Here is a 15576-nt window from a genome sequence, read left to right as displayed (position 1 = left end):
GTGGGATCAGCCTCCGCCCGTCTCCAGCAGCGACCGCACCGCGTCGTCCCAGCCGGGCAGGGTGTGCCGGACCCGGTGCGCGTACAGGCGGTCGAACGTGCCGCGCTCCAGCCGGATCCAGGCGGTGTCCGGGAAGTGGCGGTCCATGAGGTCCTTCCAGACCGTCACCGGCATGCGGAAGTCCGCCTCGGTGTCCCACGGCAGGCAGGCCGCCTGAAGACGCCCGTCGTCGAGGTAGAACACGGTCCCGGTGAACAGGAACCGCAGCGGCACCTCGCCGTCCGGCAGGCCGTGCAGGTACTTGGCCGCGGCCACGTCGAAGTCGTAGGTGCACGCGACCGTGACCGGCGTGGTCGTGCCGCCGGTGAAGGCCGGGACGTGGGTGACGGTCTGCGTCCACAGCAGGCTGGACAGGTTGCGTCCCCAGTCCTCGGGCGGGCCGAACAGCTCCTTGAGCCGCTCCGGCGCCTGCCCGTCGTAGCCGCGGGCGGTGGCGTCGATGCGGATCTGCGTGGCCAGCGTGATCGCCTGGACCGGAGCGTCCGACCGCAGGTCGAGCCGGAAACACAGAGCGGGCGCGACGGCGGGCGTGGCGGGCTCGACGTCGCGCACCTCGATCCGCAGAACCGGTGTAGTCGGCGGCATCACGCGGGCGACAGGTTGGGCATGTCGGGGTCGATCGGGTCGTGCATGCGCGGGTTGACGCCGGTCGAGCGCCGGGCCGTGGAGCGGCCGTCGGGCAGGTGGCCCTTCTGCCTGCCGTAGCCGCCCAGCGCGTTGCCCTCGGCCACGCCCTTGACGTGGGAGGGGGCGTCGGGGCGCACGTCGCGCCGCCCGGTCTTGATCGTCGACTTCTTGTTCACGCGGGACTCCTGTCGTTGCCGGTGGCCGGTACGGTGACGGACCGGCCGCCGAGGTCGGTGAAGAATCGGGTGATGTGCTCGCGTACGTCCTTGCCACCCGTCAGGCCCCGCCAGTGCGCGCGGATGGCTCCGACGAGCGCGTAGCAGTCGTCCACCGGCACGATCCAGGCCTCGCGGTCGACGAGCAGGGCCTCGACGTCCGGCTCCAGCCGCCGCAGCACCGGGTTGTCGCGCCGCAGCAGCTCCCAGGCGGTCCGGTCGGCGGGCGCCCGCACGGCCCCGGCCGGGCTCGGGTAGTACAGGACCGGGTCGCCGGTGTCCGAGTCGTGGATCAGGAACACCGTGCGCACCGGGGCCCGCAGCCGGGCCCAGGCCCCCTCCTCCAGGCGGAAGCCGCTCAGCCGCCAGCGGCGCTCGGGCACCAGCCGGTAGTGCCCGCCGCCGGCCGCCGCGTGGTCGAACAGCACCTGGCACGCGCGGCACGCGCAGCGCAGCTCGCGCCCGGCCAGCTCCAGCAGGTGGCGGTGGACGGCCGGCAGCGGCTCGGCGCACAGCTCGCAGCGCTGCGTGCGCGGTTCACGCCGGGCGGGCTCCACCGACTGCGCGGCGAGCCGGCGCAGCAGGCCCGTCATGGCACCGGGGCCCGCGAGGCGGGGCGGACGGTCAGGCTCTCGACCGGGATCAGGGCCGCGTCCGCGACCTCGATCTCGACCCGCTCGATCTCCGGGGCCGCCTCGCGTACCGCGTCCCGGAGGGCCGAGGCCGCCCCGGCCGCCGAGGAGCGGCAGCCGGTCGGGCGGAAGCGTAGCCGTACCAGGTCGCCCTCGACGGAGAGCAGGTCGGCGGCGCCGGCCAGCGCCTGCTCCACCCGGGTCCGGGTGTCCAGCGGGTGCAGATCGTGCAGCAGGAGCAGGGGCGAGACCAGCTCGTCGGCGCCCAGGCGGGCCGCCGCCTCGTCGCCCACGAGTGTCATGACCCGTGCCAGGCCCTCGCCGTACAGGCCGAGCACCTCCGCGACGAGCTCCGTGGCGGCCCCGTCGGCCTTGTCGAGCAGGGATTCGATCCTGCGGACGCGCTCGTTCATCAGCCGGAGACGCTCGCGCCGAACGTGGGCGAGTGCACCTGCTTGAGCACCTTGCCGCCGCCCAGGTACATGTGCACCCCGCAGGGCAGGCACGGGTCGAAGCTGCGCACGGTACGCATGATGTCGATGCCCTTGAACGAGTCGGCGCCGTTCTCCTCGAAGATCGGCAACCCCTGCACCGCGTCCTCGTACGGGCCCGGCGTGCCGTACCTGTCGCGCGGGCTGGCGTTCCACGGCGTCGGCGGGTACGGGTGGTAGTTGGCGATCTTCCCGTCGCGGATCACCACGTGGTGCGACAGCACGCCGCGCACCGCCTCGTGGAAACCGCAGCCGATCGCCTCGTCCGGCACCTCGAAGTCGGTGAACACCTGCGTGCGCCCGGCCCTGACCTCACCCATCGCCTGCTCGTAGAAGTGGACGGCCATCGCCGCCGCGTACGCCACGAAGTAGACGCGGGCGCGGTTGCGCTCGATGGTGTTCGCCCAGCGCGGGATCTTCCACTCCAGCCGCGTCTCCGGGAAGGCGGCGCTCTTGGGCAGGTTGATCTCCACGCTCTGGCCGGTGGCCCGCACCGTGCCGGTGTCGACGAGCCCGGCCAGCGCCGTGGTCCACAGCCGGGCCAGCGGGCCGCCGCCGGTGTCGAGCGCCAGGTGGTCGCCGGTGCGCTTGTCGTACCAGCGCGGGCTCATCACCCAGCTGTAGTTGCCGTTCTCCAGGTCGCGCTTCTGCGGCTTGGGCAGGGTCGTCTGGTTCCACGGGTGGCGCTGGTCCACCGGGTTGCCCAGCGGGTCGTGGGTGACGAACGTCTCCTCGGCCTGCCAGTCGTCATAGTACGAGCTGCCCAGCAGGATCCTGATGCCGAGGTTGATGTCCACCAGGTTCGTCGTGACCAGCTCGTTGTCCACCACGATGCCCGGCGTGACGAACATCCGGCGGCCCCAGTCGTTCATGTTCCGGTAGTCGTAGTCGACGACCGCCGGGTCCTGGAACGCGCCCCAGCAGCCGAGCATCACGCGCCGGCGGCCGACCTCCTCGTAGCCGGGCATGGCCTCGTAGAAGAAGTCGAAGAGGTCGTCGTTCATCGGGACGGACCGCTTGACGAAGTCGAGGACGCGCAGCAGCCGCACCATGTAGTCGGTGAACACCTGAGGGGTGGCAACCGTGCCCACGCCGCCGGGGTACAGCGTGGACGGGTGCACGTGCCGGCCCTCCATCAGGCAGCACATCTCCCTGGTGACCCGGCTCACCTGCAGCGCCTCGCGGTACAGGTCACCGGTGAACGGGTTGCACGCGCGCATGATGTCGGCGATCGTCCGGTAGCCGTGGATCGCGGAGTTGGGCGCCTGGGTCGTCTCGGCCCGGCGCAGCAGGCTCGGGTTCGTCTCCTTGACCATCTGCTCGCAGTAGTCGACGAAGACGAGGTTGTCCTGGAAGAGCGTGTGGTCGAACATGTACTCGGCGGCTTCGCCCAGGTTGATGATCCAGTCACCGAGTGGAGGGGGCTTGATGCCGTACGCCATGTTCTGCGCGTAGATTGAGCAGACCGCGTGGTTGTCACCGCAGATGCCGCAGATGCGGCTGGTGATGAAGTGGGCGTCGCGCGGGTCCTTGCCCCTCATGAACACGCTGTAGCCGCGGAACAGCGACGAGGTGCTCTTGCACTCGACGACCTCGCGGTTCTTGAAATCGATCTTCGTGTAGATGCCCAGGTTCCCGATGATCCTGGTGATCGGGTCCCAGGACATCTCCACCAGCTCGCGGGCCTCGCCCTTGAGCTTCTTCTCACCTGCCGTACGGATGGCCACCTCGCCGCTCTCCCTCTCAGCCGTTTCCCCAGCGCGGGTCGAACCCGCTCGTCAGCCGGCGGCGGTTGTGGCGCCACTTCGGCTCCTTGTTCGCTGCCTTGTTCGTGATCGCGCGAAGCCTGCGGATCATCGCGCCGTACGCGCCGCTCATCGCGACCGAGACGGACGCTCCCGGAGGCTCGTCCATGAAGGGCATGAACTTGTCGGGGAAGCCGGGCATGGTGCAGGCGATGCAGATGCCGCCCACGTTCGGGCAGCCGCCGACGCCGTCCATCCAGCCGCGCTTGGTGACGTTGCAGTTGACCACCGGCCCCCAGCAGCCGACGCGCACGAGGCACTTGGGGGAGTTGTAGTCGAGGGCGAAGTCGCCCTGCTCGTAGTAGCCGGCCCGGTCGCAGCCCTCGTGCACGGTCTTGCCGAACAGCCAGGTGGGGCGCAGCATGTCGTCGAGCGGGATCGTCGGCGCCATGCCCGCAGCCTGGTACAGCAGCCAGGTCAGCGTCTCGGTGAAGTTGTCCGGCTGGACGGGACAGCCGGGCACGTTGACGATGGGCAGCCCGCCCGCGGAGCGGAAGTCACGGCCCAGGTAGTCGGCCAGCCCCATGCATCCGGTCGGGTTGCCGGCCATGGCGTGGATGCCGCCGTACGCCGCGCAGGTGCCGATCGCGACCACGGCCCAGGCCTTGGGCGCGAGCCGGTCGATCCACTGGTTGACCGTGATGGGCTGGCCGGTGGCCGGGTCGTTGCCCATGGACGTCCAGTAGCCGTCGCCGTTGATCTTCTCGTTCGGGATGGAACCCTCGACCACGAAGATGAACGGGCCGAGCTCACCCTCGTGGGCCCGGTGGAACGGGGCCATGAAGGCGTCACCCGTCTCCGCGGCCAGCACCTTGTTGTGCAGGTGCACCTTGGGCAGTCCCGGTACGAGCCCGAGCAGGACGTCCTCCAGGCTCGGCAGCGTGGCGGCGGTGACCGAGACCGTGTCGCCGTCGCAGCTCATGCCCTCCGAGGTCCACAGGATGTGCACCTCGTCCAGAGCTTTCGGTGTTTGTGTGGTTGTCATGGCCCAAGCCCCCTTCTTGGCCCGCGTAGAGGTTTAGGCCCCCATATCATTTGGTATCCGACCTGCGACTCTACGTAGCGGACATACCGTGATGACGGAGGTTGTAAACCATGACGCAGACCCTGCCGACCCGTACCGGCACCCGCGATGAGCTGCGCGAACGCGTCTCGACCCGGCCTGCGCAGGCCCTCGTGCGGGCCGCCGCGCGGGGAGCGATCGGCTCCATGGCGATGTCCGGGTTGCGGCAGTTCACGACGGCGATCGGCCTCGTGGCGAAGGTGCCGCCCGAGGCCGTGCTGGAGCGCACCGTCCCGCGGTTGTTCCACCGGGTGCACCACCGGCGGCGACCCGCGATGGTAGAGCTGACGCACTGGGGGTACGGTACGGCCGGAGGGGCGCTGTACGGGCTGCTGCCGCACCGGCTGCGCCGCCGAGCCTGGGCCGGGCCGGCCTACGGCGTGGCGTTCTGGCTCGCCTTCGAGGCGGCCATCGCGCCCGCCCTCGGCCTGCCGCGCCATCCCCGCACCACGACGGAGCGCCTGGCGCTGCTGGCCGACCACCTGCTGTACGGGGTCGTGGTCGGCGCCTCCCCGTGGCCTCACCGGGACGTGCCGGAAAGCCCTGTCGACTGACCTATGGACCGACCGGGCCGAGCCGGTCCCTGGCGGCGGCGACGGCCACCTGGCCGAGGCTGATGCCGCCGTCGTTGGCCGGCACGCCGGAGTGGGTGAGCACCCGGAACCCGGCCCCGCGCAGCCGGTCCACCGTGCGCCGCAGCAGCAGCAGGTTCTGGAAGACGCCGCCGGACAGCGCGACCGTCGTCAGCCCCGTCCCGTCGCGCAGCATCCGGCAGCAGCGCACGATGAGATCGCTCACGCCGTTGTGGAAGCGGGCGGAGATGACCGGCACGCCGACGCCCGCGGCCAGATCCGCCAGGGCGGCCCGTACCAGGTCCGAGCCCACCACCACCAGCACGCCGCCGTCACGGGAGACGGCCGCCGGGTAGCCGCCGCGCTCGGCGGGGTCGGCGAGCTGCTCCAGCTCGATCGCGGCCTGCCCCTCGTACGTGATGGCGTCGCGCACGCCGAGCAGCGCCGCCACCGCGTCGAACAGCCGGCCCGCGCTGGACGTCAGCGGCGCGGCCGTCCCGCCGCGCCGGGCCAGCGCGCTCACCTGCCCCCACCGCCGCTCGTTGCGCCGGGCCACGGCCGACGCCTCGCCCTCGCCGTCCAGGTAGGCGGCGGCCATCCGCCACGGCTGCCTGATCGCCGCGCTGCCGCCCGGCATCGGCACGGGCGCCAGATGCCCGGCCCGCTCGAACGCGACCAGGTCGGCCAGCAGGAACTCGCCGCCCCACAGGGTCCCGTCGAGCCCGTAGCCGAGCCCGTCGAACGCGACACCGATCACCCGGCCGTGCTCGCCGTTGTCGGCCAGGCAGGCGGCGACGTGCGCGTGGTGGTGCTGGACGGCGACCAGCTCCACGTCCGGCAGGCCCAGGGCGTGCTTGGTGGACAGGTACTCCGGGTGCAGGTCGTGGGCCACCACCTCGGGACGCACGTCGAACAGCGCGGCGAAATGCTCGATCCCCTCCACGTACGACCGGAAGGTCTCGTAGTCCTCCAGGTCGCCGATGTGCGGGGAGACGAACGCGTGCCGCCCCTTCACCAGGCAGAAGGTGTTCTTCAGCTCGGCGCCGCAGCCGAGGATCCGCCGGGACGCCTCCCAGGCCAGCGGGAACGGGCGCGGGGCGTGGCCGCGCGAGCGCCGCACGGCCATCCCCTTCCCCCGGAAGGGCCGCACCACCGAGTCGTCGGCGCGCAGGCGGATCGGGCGGTCATGCGTGAGGAACGCGTCCGCGATGCCGCCGAGCCGCTCCAGGGCGTCGCGGTCGTCGTACGCGATCGGCTCGTCCGAGCGGTTGCCGCTGGTCAGCACGATCGGGGCGCCCAGGTCGGCGAGCAGCAGGTGGTGCAGCGGCGTGTACGGCAGCATCAGCCCGAGCTCGCGGCTCCCCGGCGCGACCGCCCCGGCCACCGCCGCGTCCGGGCGGCGCGGCAGCAGGACGACCGGCCGCGCGCGGTCGGTCAGGAGCGCGGCGCCGGCCTCGTCCACCTCGCACAGCCGCCGGGCCGCGGCCAGGTCGGCGACCATAACCGCGAACGGCTTGTCCTCGCGCCGCTTGCGCCGCCGCAGCTCGGCGGCGGCGTCCTCGTCGGCGGCCGGCACCGACAGGTGGTAGCCGCCGAGCCCCTTCACCGCCAGCACCCCGCCCCGCCGCAGCACCCGCACGGCCCCGGCCAGCGGGTCGCCCGCCGCGCCGACGAGTTCTGCCGGCGGCTCGCCCGTCGCACCGACGAGCCTGAGCGCGGGGCCGCAGGCCGGGCAGCAGATGGGCTGCGCGTGGAAGCGCCGGTCGGCCGGATCGTGGTACTCGGCCAGGCAGCCGTCGCACATGGCGAACCCCGCCATCGTGGTCAGGGGCCGGTCGTACGGCATCGCCCGCACGATCGTCAGCCGCGGCCCGCAGTTGACGCAGTTGACGAACGGGTAGCGGTAGCGCCGGTCGGCGGGGTCGGCCAGCTCCGCCAGGCAGTCGGCGCAGGTGGCGATGTCGGGCGACACCAGCGTGCGTGAGGCCCCCGACGGGTCGCTCGCGACGATCCGGAACCGGCCGTCGGCGCGCACCGCACGCGAGGTGACCGTCACCCGCTCGATCGCGGCCAGCGGGGGCGCGTCGCGCTCCAGCCGTACCAGGAACTCCGCGATCTGGCCGTGCCCGCCCTCCAGCTCGACGAAGACGCCGTGCGCGTCGTTGCCCACCCGGCCCGCCAGCCCGAGCCGCGTGGCCAGCCCGTGCACGAACGGCCGGAACCCCACCCCCTGAACGACGCCCTCGACCCGGACCCGCACCCCCATCGGGCCAGTCTGCAACGAGAACGGCCCCGACTGAATCACCCCGTCGGCGAGGCGCGGATCGCTCATGCGGGAAGGACGTCGTCGAACTCCACGTAGAGGTGCCGGGGCCCGCGCAGCCCCGGGTTCGGCCGGTACGGCGGCGGGTCGGCGACCAGGCGCGGATTGACCAGCCGCCGCGCGAGCTCGCCCAGCGCGAGCTGCGTCTCCAGCCGCGCCAGCGGGGCCCCGAAGCAGTAGTGGATGCCGCTGCCGAAGCCGAGGTGCTGGTTGTCCTGCCGGTCGGGGTCGAAACGGTCGGGATCGGGGAAACGCGCGGGATCACGGCTGCCGGCGGCGAGCACGAGGCTGATGATGGCGCCTTTCGGGATCGTCGTGCCCGCGATGTCGATGTCGGCCAGCGCGGAGCGGCGCAGGCTGAGCAGCTGCACCGGCGGCTCGAAGCGGAGCAGCTCCTCGACCGTGCCGACGACCAGGTCGGGCTCGTGGCGCAGCCGGTCCAGCACGCGGGGGTTGCGCAGCAGCGTGAGCATGCCGTTGGCGACGAGGTTGACGGTGGTCTCGTGGCCGGCGACGAGCAGCGTCGCGGCGGCGCTCAGCAGCTCCTCCAGCCGCAGGTCGATGGCCGGGTCGGTGACGATGGCCGAGAGCAGGTCGTCGCCCGGCCGCCGCCGGTGGGCGTCCATCAGCTCCTTCATGTACGTGCCGAGCTCCGTCCTGACCTCCATGTTCCGCCGCTCCCGCTCGGCGACGGTCCCGGTCGTCGGGTCGATGGTCTCGATGATGGCCTGCGACCACCGGTGGAAGCGGGGCTCGTCCTCGCGGGGCACGCCCAGCAGGTCGCAGATCACCGTGACCGGCAACGGATAGGCGAAGTCCTCGACGATGTCGACCCGGGCCTTTCCGGCGAACCGGTCGATCAGGTCCGTGACGATCCGCATCATCCGGGGTTCCATGCCGTCGACCCGGCCGGGGGAGTGGGGCGGCCCGAAGTGCCGCATCATCATGGAGCGGATCCGGTCGTGGTCCGGCGGGTCGGTCCTGATGAAGGACGACGGCAGCGCCGTCCCCGACTCCTGCTCGGCGGCGATGTCGGGAATGTTGCGGACGTCGGAGCTGACGCGCGGGTCGTGCAGCAGCGCGACGATCTCCCGGTAGCCGCTGACCGCATAGCTGCCGTCAGCCTGCCGCGCCACCGGGGTCCGGCGGAGCTCGGCGTAGAGCGGGTACGGATCGGCGCGGTTGGCGTAGTCGAGGATCTGCTCGTAGACGCTTGCTCCTGCCAATTCCTCTGCCACTATGACGGCTCCCTGATGTGCTCGCTCGGTGTGGTTCACTGCCGCCGCTGCAGCGTCACGCGGCGCTCGTCCGGGTTGTGGCCGGTCAGCACCACGGTCGCGCCGTAGGTGGGGGAGATCCGCTGCGGTACGTCGGCCGGCATGACCTGGAGGCCGTCGGGCTGCCCGACCATGCCAGGGCCAGGCGGGAACGGCGCGGCCCGCTCGATCTGCGCCTGGTAGAAGTCGAGCCACATCGCCTGGTCGAAGGCGACGGCGGCCGTCATGCGGCCCCGGTTGCCGTAGACGGCGACGAACCGGCGATCGGCGACCGAGCCCTGCGCGATGACGACCTCGTCGGCGAAGGTCGGCACCCCGACGGACTTGATGTTGACGCCGAACTGGGCGGACCAGAAGACCGGCAGGGACACGTGCGGCCAGCGGTCGCTCTCGGCGCTGATCATGTTGTGCGCCGCGACCTGGGCCTGGGTCACCGCGTTGCCCCAGTGTTCGAGGGACAGGAACTGGTACTCGTACACCGGGTGCGGGAAGCGCGCCACGTCGCCGGCGACGAAGACGTTGTCGGTGACCAGGGCGTTGACGTCGAACGCGCGGCAGCCCGCGTCACAGGCGACGCCCCACACCCCGGCGGCCAGCCCCGAGCCCTCCAGCCATTCGACGTTGCGCTCCGCGCCGAGCGCGGCCACCGCCACGTCCACGTCGAGCGTGGTGCCGTCGGACAGGCGGGCGCGGCGCAGGCGACCGTCGCCGTCCCCTTCGAGCGCCTCGACGGTGACCCCGCAGCGCAGGTCCACGCCGTGGTCGCGCTGCATGTCCGCCGCGATCGCCCCGATCGTCCCGCCCAGCGCGCCCGACAGCGGCGCCTTCCCGCGCTCGGTGACGGTGACGTCCAGGCCCAGTTCGCGGCAGACGGAGGCGATCTCCGACCCGGTGAAGCCGGCGCCGATGATCAGCACGCGTCCGGGGCCCGCGGTCAGCCGCTCCCGCAGCCGGGCCGCGTCCTCGTTGGTACGCAGCACGAACACCCCGTCGAGGGCGGCCTCCTCCGCGTTCGGCCAGGGCCGGGCGCGTGCTCCCGTGGCGATCAGCAGGCGGTCGAAGTCCACCTTCCGGCCGTCCGCGAGGTGGACCTGCCTGGCCGCCAGGTCCAGCCCGGTCGCCGCCTGCCCCAGCAGCCATTCGGCCTCGAACTCGGCCCGCCGGGGCAGCGCGGTGTCGTCGGCGGCCACCTGCCCGGTCAGGACCTGCTTGGACAGCGGCGGCCGGTCGTACGGCTCGTACGGCTCCGCGCTGATCAGGGTCAGCGACCCGGCGTAGCCCTCCCTGCGCAACGTCGTCGCCGCCCGCAGCCCGGCCAGCGAGGCGCCCACGATGACGATGCGGCCGACCTCCACGGGCCTCTTCCCGTTCACCGGCCTGGGCGGGGCGGCCTTGGCGGGCCTTCCGAGCGTGTGGACCTGGTCGACCACCAGGGCCTGGACCGGGCAGGCCGCGGCGGCGCGCAGGACGCGGGTGCGCTCGGAGTCGTCCGGGTGGAGTTCGTACATGAGGGCTTCGGAACGGCGCATCGCGAAGACATCCGGCGCGAGGAAGGCGCACTGCCCGTAGCCCTCGCAACGGGTGAGATCAACGACGACTCTCATCTGGTTCGCCCTCTTCGACACGTAGTGTGGCGATTACTGTGAGTAATCATGGGTGGCATACCCATTGCGGTCATAGCCACACCAACCGCCCCGCGGGTCAGCGGGAGGCTGCCAGCGCCAGCACGTCCGCGAGCTGGCGCGGCGTCGGCAGGATGCGCAGGGACTCGTCGATCTCGCGTTCCGCCCACTCGCGGTGCCGCCGCTCGGTCCCCGGGTCCAGCGCGACGCGGGTCTGGACCAGCAGGAAGTTCAGCCGGGTCGCCAGCAGCATCGAGAAGTCGGCCGCCTTCGTGATGCGCCCCGGCCCGCCGTCGCGCACGTAGGCCTCGTACATGGCCCGCATGGCGTCGAGGTCCGCGTCCGGGCCGTCGCAGAACCAGTCGAACAGCGCCCTGGCCAGCTCCCGCCCCGGCGCGGCCGGGCCGAGGTTGTCCCAGTCGACGACCACCAGGGCGCCCGCGGGGTCGGCCAGGACGTTCTCCGGGTGCAGGTCGCGGTGGCAGACGATCAGCTCGGCGGGATCGGCCGGCGCGACCGCCGCGCACAGCTCGGGCAGCGTGGCCAGCCGCTCGGCCAGCCGCCCGGCCCAGGCCGGGCCCCCTCGCACCCATTCCTGTTCGGCGGGGACCCGGTGATACTCCGCCCGCGCCCATTCCCGCTCGGCGGGGACCTGGTGGTACCAGGCGGCGGGTGGCCCGCCGTCCGCCTCCGCCGTCGCGGCGGGAGCGCATCGGTGCAGGCGCGCCAGCAGCGTTCCGAGCTCCTGCGGCGTGGCCCGCGCCGCGAGATCGACCGGGCGCAGGTCGATCCAGTCGTAAAGGCGCAGCCACGGCCCGCCGCCGGGCGCGCTGAGCAGATGGTGGCCCGCGCGGTCGGGGTAGCCGGCCGGCAGCCGCACTCCCGCCTCGGCCGCCCGCCTCGCGAACGCCAGCTCCGCCTCGATCAACGCCTCCGACGGCGGCTCGCCGAAGATCTCCTTCAGCGCGTAGCGCGCCGGGCCCACCTCCAGCCGCCAGATCTGCCCCAGCGCGCCGCGCGGCCCGGCCGACACCACGACGTCGTCATCCCACCCGAACGCCTCGCGCACGTACGCGACCAGCTCCGTGACCACGCTCATCCCTCCGCGGTGAGATCCACGCGTTCGAGTATGAACCGCCACAGCGGCGTTCACTCGGCTGTCATTCGTATATGTCATGATCCACGGGTTCTCACGGATCTTGTGACAGGAGAAGGATGACTGCATTAGCGCGCCGCGCGCTCCGCGCCGCTCTCGCGGGCGGCCTGGCCGCGGCCGTGGCGATCTGGCCGGTGGCGGCACCCGCGGAGGCGGCCGTGCCCGCCGCTGTGTCCGCCGCCGTGTCGGTGGACTTCACCAAGCCGGTTCGTACGCTGTCCGCCGGCGACTACGGCGTCGGCATCACCGGGTACGGCGAGGGCTCGTACATCACGAACGACTCCCGGCACCGCGAAAACCTGCGCAACCTCAAAGCGGGCCGGATGCGCATAGAGCTGCACTACCAGGAGCCGGGCAACCACTCCAGCACGATCGTGTGCGGCGGGTACAAATGCGACACGACCATCACGGGCGACGCCTGGATCGCGGCCATCCGCGACCTGGGTGCCGAGCCGGTCGTCATCCTCCAGGTGGACGGCCGCCAGACCGCCGAGGTGAACCGGGACGACGCGGTCGCCCTCTACCGGCACTTCGCCGCCTCGGGCACGCCGGTGCGCCGCTTCATTCTGGGCAACGAACTCAACTGCACCTGTACCCCAGAAAAGCCGGAAATGTCGGCATCTGAGTACAGCCGGCGCTTCAACCTGATCACCGACGCCCTCGATGCCGTGGACTCCGCGGTCCGCGTCGGCGGCCCCGCCACGGCCTGGAACGACCTGTCGTACATCAGGACGTTCCTGGAGGGCTCGCGGGACCGGGTCGACTTCCTCGACTACCACGACTACGGCAACGGCACGGACCCGATCAGCGACGAGGACCTCCTGGGCGCCGCCATCCGCAGCTACGAGAAGGACCTGAAGGAGGTCGGCGCGCTGGCCGAGTCCGTGCTCGGCCGCAAGATCGACCTCCAGATCGGCGAGTTCAACTCCGACTTCGACGACCCCGACGGCCACCGTACGCTGACCCACTTCAACACGCTCTGGGGCGCGGCGGCGCTGGGCCGGATCCTGCACGCCGGAGCCGCCGCCTACCAGTACGGCGACAAGAACGGCCAGCTCGGCCTGACCAGCACGAAGGGTGAGGGCGGCATCCCGCGCAGCGAGCCGCTGCCCATCTACCACGGCATCGGCATGTTCACCGGCGAGGGCCTGTTCCGCCCGTTCGGCACGACCATGGTGCAGGCGACGGCCGACACCGACCAGCTGTACGCGTTCGCCTCGGACGGGTCCAAGAACGTCGTCCTGGTCAACGTCGGCGCCCAGCCGCTGGAGACCAGGCTCGCGTTCACCGGCCTGACGGCGGGCACGGCCGCGATCTGGCAGAGCACCGCCGACGCGTGGGCCCCGCACCGCACCGGCACGGCCGCCGTCGCGGGCGGCGCCGCGACGCTCACGCTCCCCGCGCGCTCGGCCACGACCCTGGTCATCGACCAGCAGGGCCTGTCGGCGACCTACTTCGACAACGCCGACCTGACCGCGCCCAAGCTGACCCGGATCGACCCGGCGGTGGACTTCGACTGGGGCGCGAACGCCCCCGACCCGGCCGTGTCCGCCGACACGTTCAGCGTGCGGTGGACCGGCAAGGTGATCGCCGAGCGCGCCGAGACGTACACGTTCATCACCACGAGCGACGACGGCGTGCGGCTCTGGGTGGACGGCACGCTCCTCGTGGACAACTGGACGGACCACTCCAAGCGCGACGACAGCGGCCAGATCGCGCTGAGCGCCGGGGCGCACGACATCAAGATGGAGTTCTACGACAGCGGCTACGACGCCATCGCCCAGCTCCACTGGTCCAGCCCCACCGTACAGCGGCAGATCATCCCCACGGCGAACCTGCTCGCCGCCTGAGCCCTGAGCCCGCCGGCCGGGAGGCTCAGGTGGCCAGCACCCTGGTGAGAGCCTCCTGGACGGCGGCGCGGACCGTGGCGGGATCGTCGAGGTCGAAGCCGACCACGAGCCCGTCCCTGAGCAGCAGGACGATGTCGGCGGTCCGCTCCGGGTCGGGGTGGCCGTCGGCGGCCAGGAGGTCGCGGTAGAGGTCGCGGACCCAGCGGCGATATTCGCTGATGGCCTGCCGTACGGGGTGGGCGGGGTCGGGATACTCGGCCGCCGTGTTGACGAACGGGCAGCCGCGATAGCTGGTGCCCGCGCCGAACTCGCACATGTAGGCGAAGATCTCCAGCAGCTTCTCGCGCGGCGAGGTGGCCCGCAGGGTCGTGACCAGGGTGCGCTGCAGCGCGGTCTGCTGGACCACGTAGGCGCGGACGAGGTCGTCCTTGCCCGGGAAGTGGTGGTAGAAGGTCGCCTTGGCGACGCCCGCCTCGGCGATGATCCGGTCGATCCCGACCGAGTGGACGCCGTCCGTGTAGAACAGGCGCGTCGCGGTCTCGAGGACGCGCTCGCGCGCCGGGCTGGGGCGACGGCCCTCCAACGTTTCTGCGCTCACGAGTTGACGGTACCAGACAGACCTGTCTATTCTCATGCCTAGCGGCAGACAGACAGGTCTGTCTAACGAAGGGCAACGACATGAGCATCTACACCGCCATCGCCACCTCCGCCGGACGCGACGCCCGCGCGGTCTCCTCGGACGGAAAGCTGGACGTCAAGCTGGCCCTGCAGAAGGAGCTGGGCGGCGACGGCGAGGGCACCAACCCCGAGCAGCTCTTCGCCGCCGGCTACGCCGCCTGCTTCGCGTCGGCGATGCGGCTGGTGGGCGCGCAGCAGAAGCTCGACGTCTCGGACGCGTCGGTCACGGCCGAGATCGGCCTGTCGCCCAACGGCAAGGGCGGCTTCCAGCTCGAGGCCACGCTCCGGGTCGAGCTGCCCGACTCCATCGCGCCGGAGGCGGCCAGGGAGCTCGTCGAGGCCACCCACCAGGTGTGCCCCTACTCCAACGCCACCCGCGGCAACATCCCCGTCAACCTGGTCATCGAGTAGCGGGGTCGTCGGGGCGGCCGGTGGCGGCCTCGATCTCCTCGGCGATCTTCCACAGCGGCGTGCGGCGGGTGGTGAGGACGACCATGACCTCGTCCGCGGCAGCCTCGGCCTCGAGGCCGTCCACCCAGGGGCCGAGGGCCTTGGTCACCTCCGAGATCGCCGCCGAGAGCCGCGCGCGTACGTCCCCGTGGCCGGCGGAGCGCAGCCAGCCGCGCAGCACGTGGTTGTGCGCGGCCACCACGGCGGCGGAGGCGACCTCGTGGCGCAGCCGGAACTCCGGCCTTTCGTCCTTCGCGCGGCGGCCGTTCATGTAGCCGACGAAGGCCCGCTGGTAGCGGCTGGTGGCGGCGATCTCCCACTCGCGCAGCGCCGGCACCCGACGCGTCAGCTCGTACCGCTTGACGGCGGTCTCCGGGTCCTCGGCGTACATGTCCAGGACGATCCCGGCGGCGTCCGCGATCACGAGAAGCGGCGAGCGCAGCGGGGAGGCCGACTCCAGGAACTCCGTCACCCGCCCCAGGCACGCGTCGTGGTCGGGGAGGATCGCGTCCTCCTTCGTGCGGAAGTGCCGGAAGAACGTCCGCCTGGCCACTCCGGCGGCCTTGGCGATCTCGTCCACCGTGGTCGCGTCGAACCCGGCCTCGAGCGACATGCTGATGGCCGCGGACATCAACTCCCGGCGCGCGTCTCGCCTCGCGGACATCTGCTCCCTTCCATCCGCCAACGGGGGCTTCACCGTACACCTGCTCTGGCGTCATGTCACTCAGTGCCTTATCTTAAGTCACTGAGTGCCT

The 15576-nt window shown here is 71.9% G+C and carries 15 protein-coding genes; 3 read left to right on the top strand and 12 right to left on the bottom strand.

Annotated elements, in window-relative coordinates:
• Positions 1–6 precede the first annotated feature (6 nt).
• Genes AB0J87_RS56895 through AB0J87_RS56870 form a run of 6 tightly spaced genes read right to left on the bottom strand, consistent with a single transcriptional unit; the run spans position 7 to position 4815 of the window.
• On the bottom strand, positions 7–645 hold the full coding sequence (locus AB0J87_RS56895) for a DUF6084 family protein (protein ID WP_363983240.1): 639 nt from the start codon (positions 643–645) through the stop codon (positions 7–9).
• Positions 645–863 carry a hypothetical protein gene (locus AB0J87_RS56890; RefSeq protein WP_363983079.1) on the bottom strand — a complete coding sequence of 73 codons (219 nt, stop codon included), beginning with the start codon at positions 861–863 and terminating at the stop codon, positions 645–647. Before AB0J87_RS56890 ends, AB0J87_RS56895 begins: the two co-directional genes overlap by 1 nt.
• Positions 860–1495: a DUF5947 family protein gene (locus AB0J87_RS56885; RefSeq protein ID WP_350737779.1), complete on the bottom strand. Its 636-nt coding sequence runs from the start codon at positions 1493–1495 to the stop codon at positions 860–862. The genes AB0J87_RS56890 and AB0J87_RS56885 overlap by 4 nt, the downstream gene beginning before the upstream one ends.
• On the bottom strand, positions 1492–1947 hold the full coding sequence (locus AB0J87_RS56880) for a hypothetical protein (RefSeq protein WP_350737776.1): 456 nt from the start codon (positions 1945–1947) through the stop codon (positions 1492–1494). The genes AB0J87_RS56885 and AB0J87_RS56880 overlap by 4 nt, the downstream gene beginning before the upstream one ends.
• Complete coding sequence (locus AB0J87_RS56875) at positions 1947–3752, bottom strand: nickel-dependent hydrogenase large subunit (RefSeq protein WP_363983075.1); 1806 nt, start codon at positions 3750–3752, stop codon at positions 1947–1949. Before AB0J87_RS56875 ends, AB0J87_RS56880 begins: the two co-directional genes overlap by 1 nt.
• 16 nt (positions 3753–3768) lie before the next feature.
• Positions 3769–4815, bottom strand: coding sequence for a hydrogenase expression protein HypE (locus AB0J87_RS56870; RefSeq protein WP_350737770.1), 1047 nt, complete (start codon positions 4813–4815; stop codon positions 3769–3771).
• 110 nt (positions 4816–4925) lie between these two features.
• On the opposite strand from AB0J87_RS56870, the gene AB0J87_RS56865 reads away from it, so the two are divergent.
• On the top strand, positions 4926–5447 hold the full coding sequence (locus AB0J87_RS56865; protein ID WP_363983072.1) for a hypothetical protein: 522 nt from the start codon (positions 4926–4928) through the stop codon (positions 5445–5447).
• 1 nt (position 5448) lies between these two features.
• Here AB0J87_RS56865 and hypF read toward each other — a convergent pair whose 3' ends face one another.
• The 4 genes from hypF to AB0J87_RS56845 form a co-directional block, all read right to left on the bottom strand.
• On the bottom strand, positions 5449–7797 hold the full coding sequence (hypF, locus tag AB0J87_RS56860; RefSeq protein WP_363983069.1) for a carbamoyltransferase HypF: 2349 nt from the start codon (positions 7795–7797) through the stop codon (positions 5449–5451).
• Positions 7794–9026 carry a cytochrome P450 gene (locus AB0J87_RS56855; RefSeq protein WP_363983066.1) on the bottom strand — a complete coding sequence of 411 codons (1233 nt, stop codon included), beginning with the start codon at positions 9024–9026 and terminating at the stop codon, positions 7794–7796. The genes hypF and AB0J87_RS56855 overlap by 4 nt, the downstream gene beginning before the upstream one ends.
• Before the next feature lie 35 nt (positions 9027–9061).
• Positions 9062–10669 carry an FAD-dependent oxidoreductase gene (locus tag AB0J87_RS56850; RefSeq protein WP_363983063.1) on the bottom strand — a complete coding sequence of 536 codons (1608 nt, stop codon included), beginning with the start codon at positions 10667–10669 and terminating at the stop codon, positions 9062–9064.
• Between the two features lie 97 nt (positions 10670–10766).
• Complete coding sequence (locus AB0J87_RS56845) at positions 10767–11786, bottom strand: aminoglycoside phosphotransferase family protein (RefSeq protein ID WP_363983060.1); 1020 nt, start codon at positions 11784–11786, stop codon at positions 10767–10769.
• A gap of 116 nt (positions 11787–11902) precedes the next feature.
• On the opposite strand from AB0J87_RS56845, the gene AB0J87_RS56840 reads away from it, so the two are divergent.
• Entirely contained in the window at positions 11903–13693 is a 1791-nt protein-coding gene (locus AB0J87_RS56840; protein WP_363983058.1) for a PA14 domain-containing protein, read from the top strand.
• Positions 13694–13718: 25 nt separating this feature from the next.
• Here AB0J87_RS56840 and AB0J87_RS56835 read toward each other — a convergent pair whose 3' ends face one another.
• A complete protein-coding gene (locus AB0J87_RS56835) occupies positions 13719–14291 on the bottom strand; it encodes a TetR/AcrR family transcriptional regulator (RefSeq protein ID WP_363983055.1) in 573 nt (190 codons plus the stop codon).
• A gap of 80 nt (positions 14292–14371) precedes the next feature.
• Between AB0J87_RS56835 and AB0J87_RS56830 the strand changes: the two genes are divergently transcribed.
• On the top strand, positions 14372–14782 hold the full coding sequence (locus AB0J87_RS56830) for an organic hydroperoxide resistance protein (protein ID WP_363983052.1): 411 nt from the start codon (positions 14372–14374) through the stop codon (positions 14780–14782).
• Here the strand turns inward: AB0J87_RS56830 and AB0J87_RS56825 are convergent.
• On the bottom strand, positions 14772–15485 hold the full coding sequence (locus tag AB0J87_RS56825) for a TetR family transcriptional regulator (RefSeq protein ID WP_363983049.1): 714 nt from the start codon (positions 15483–15485) through the stop codon (positions 14772–14774). The two genes, AB0J87_RS56830 and AB0J87_RS56825, sit on opposite strands and share 11 nt — an antisense overlap.
• Between the last annotated feature and the right edge of the window lie 91 nt (positions 15486–15576).

Source organism: Nonomuraea sp. NPDC049625 (assembly GCF_040675285.1).
Lineage (GTDB): Bacteria > Actinomycetota > Actinomycetes > Streptosporangiales > Streptosporangiaceae > Nonomuraea > Nonomuraea angiospora_A.
The sequence above is the reverse complement of the archived record's forward strand: the minus strand, read 5'-3'. Positions and strand labels throughout refer to the sequence as shown.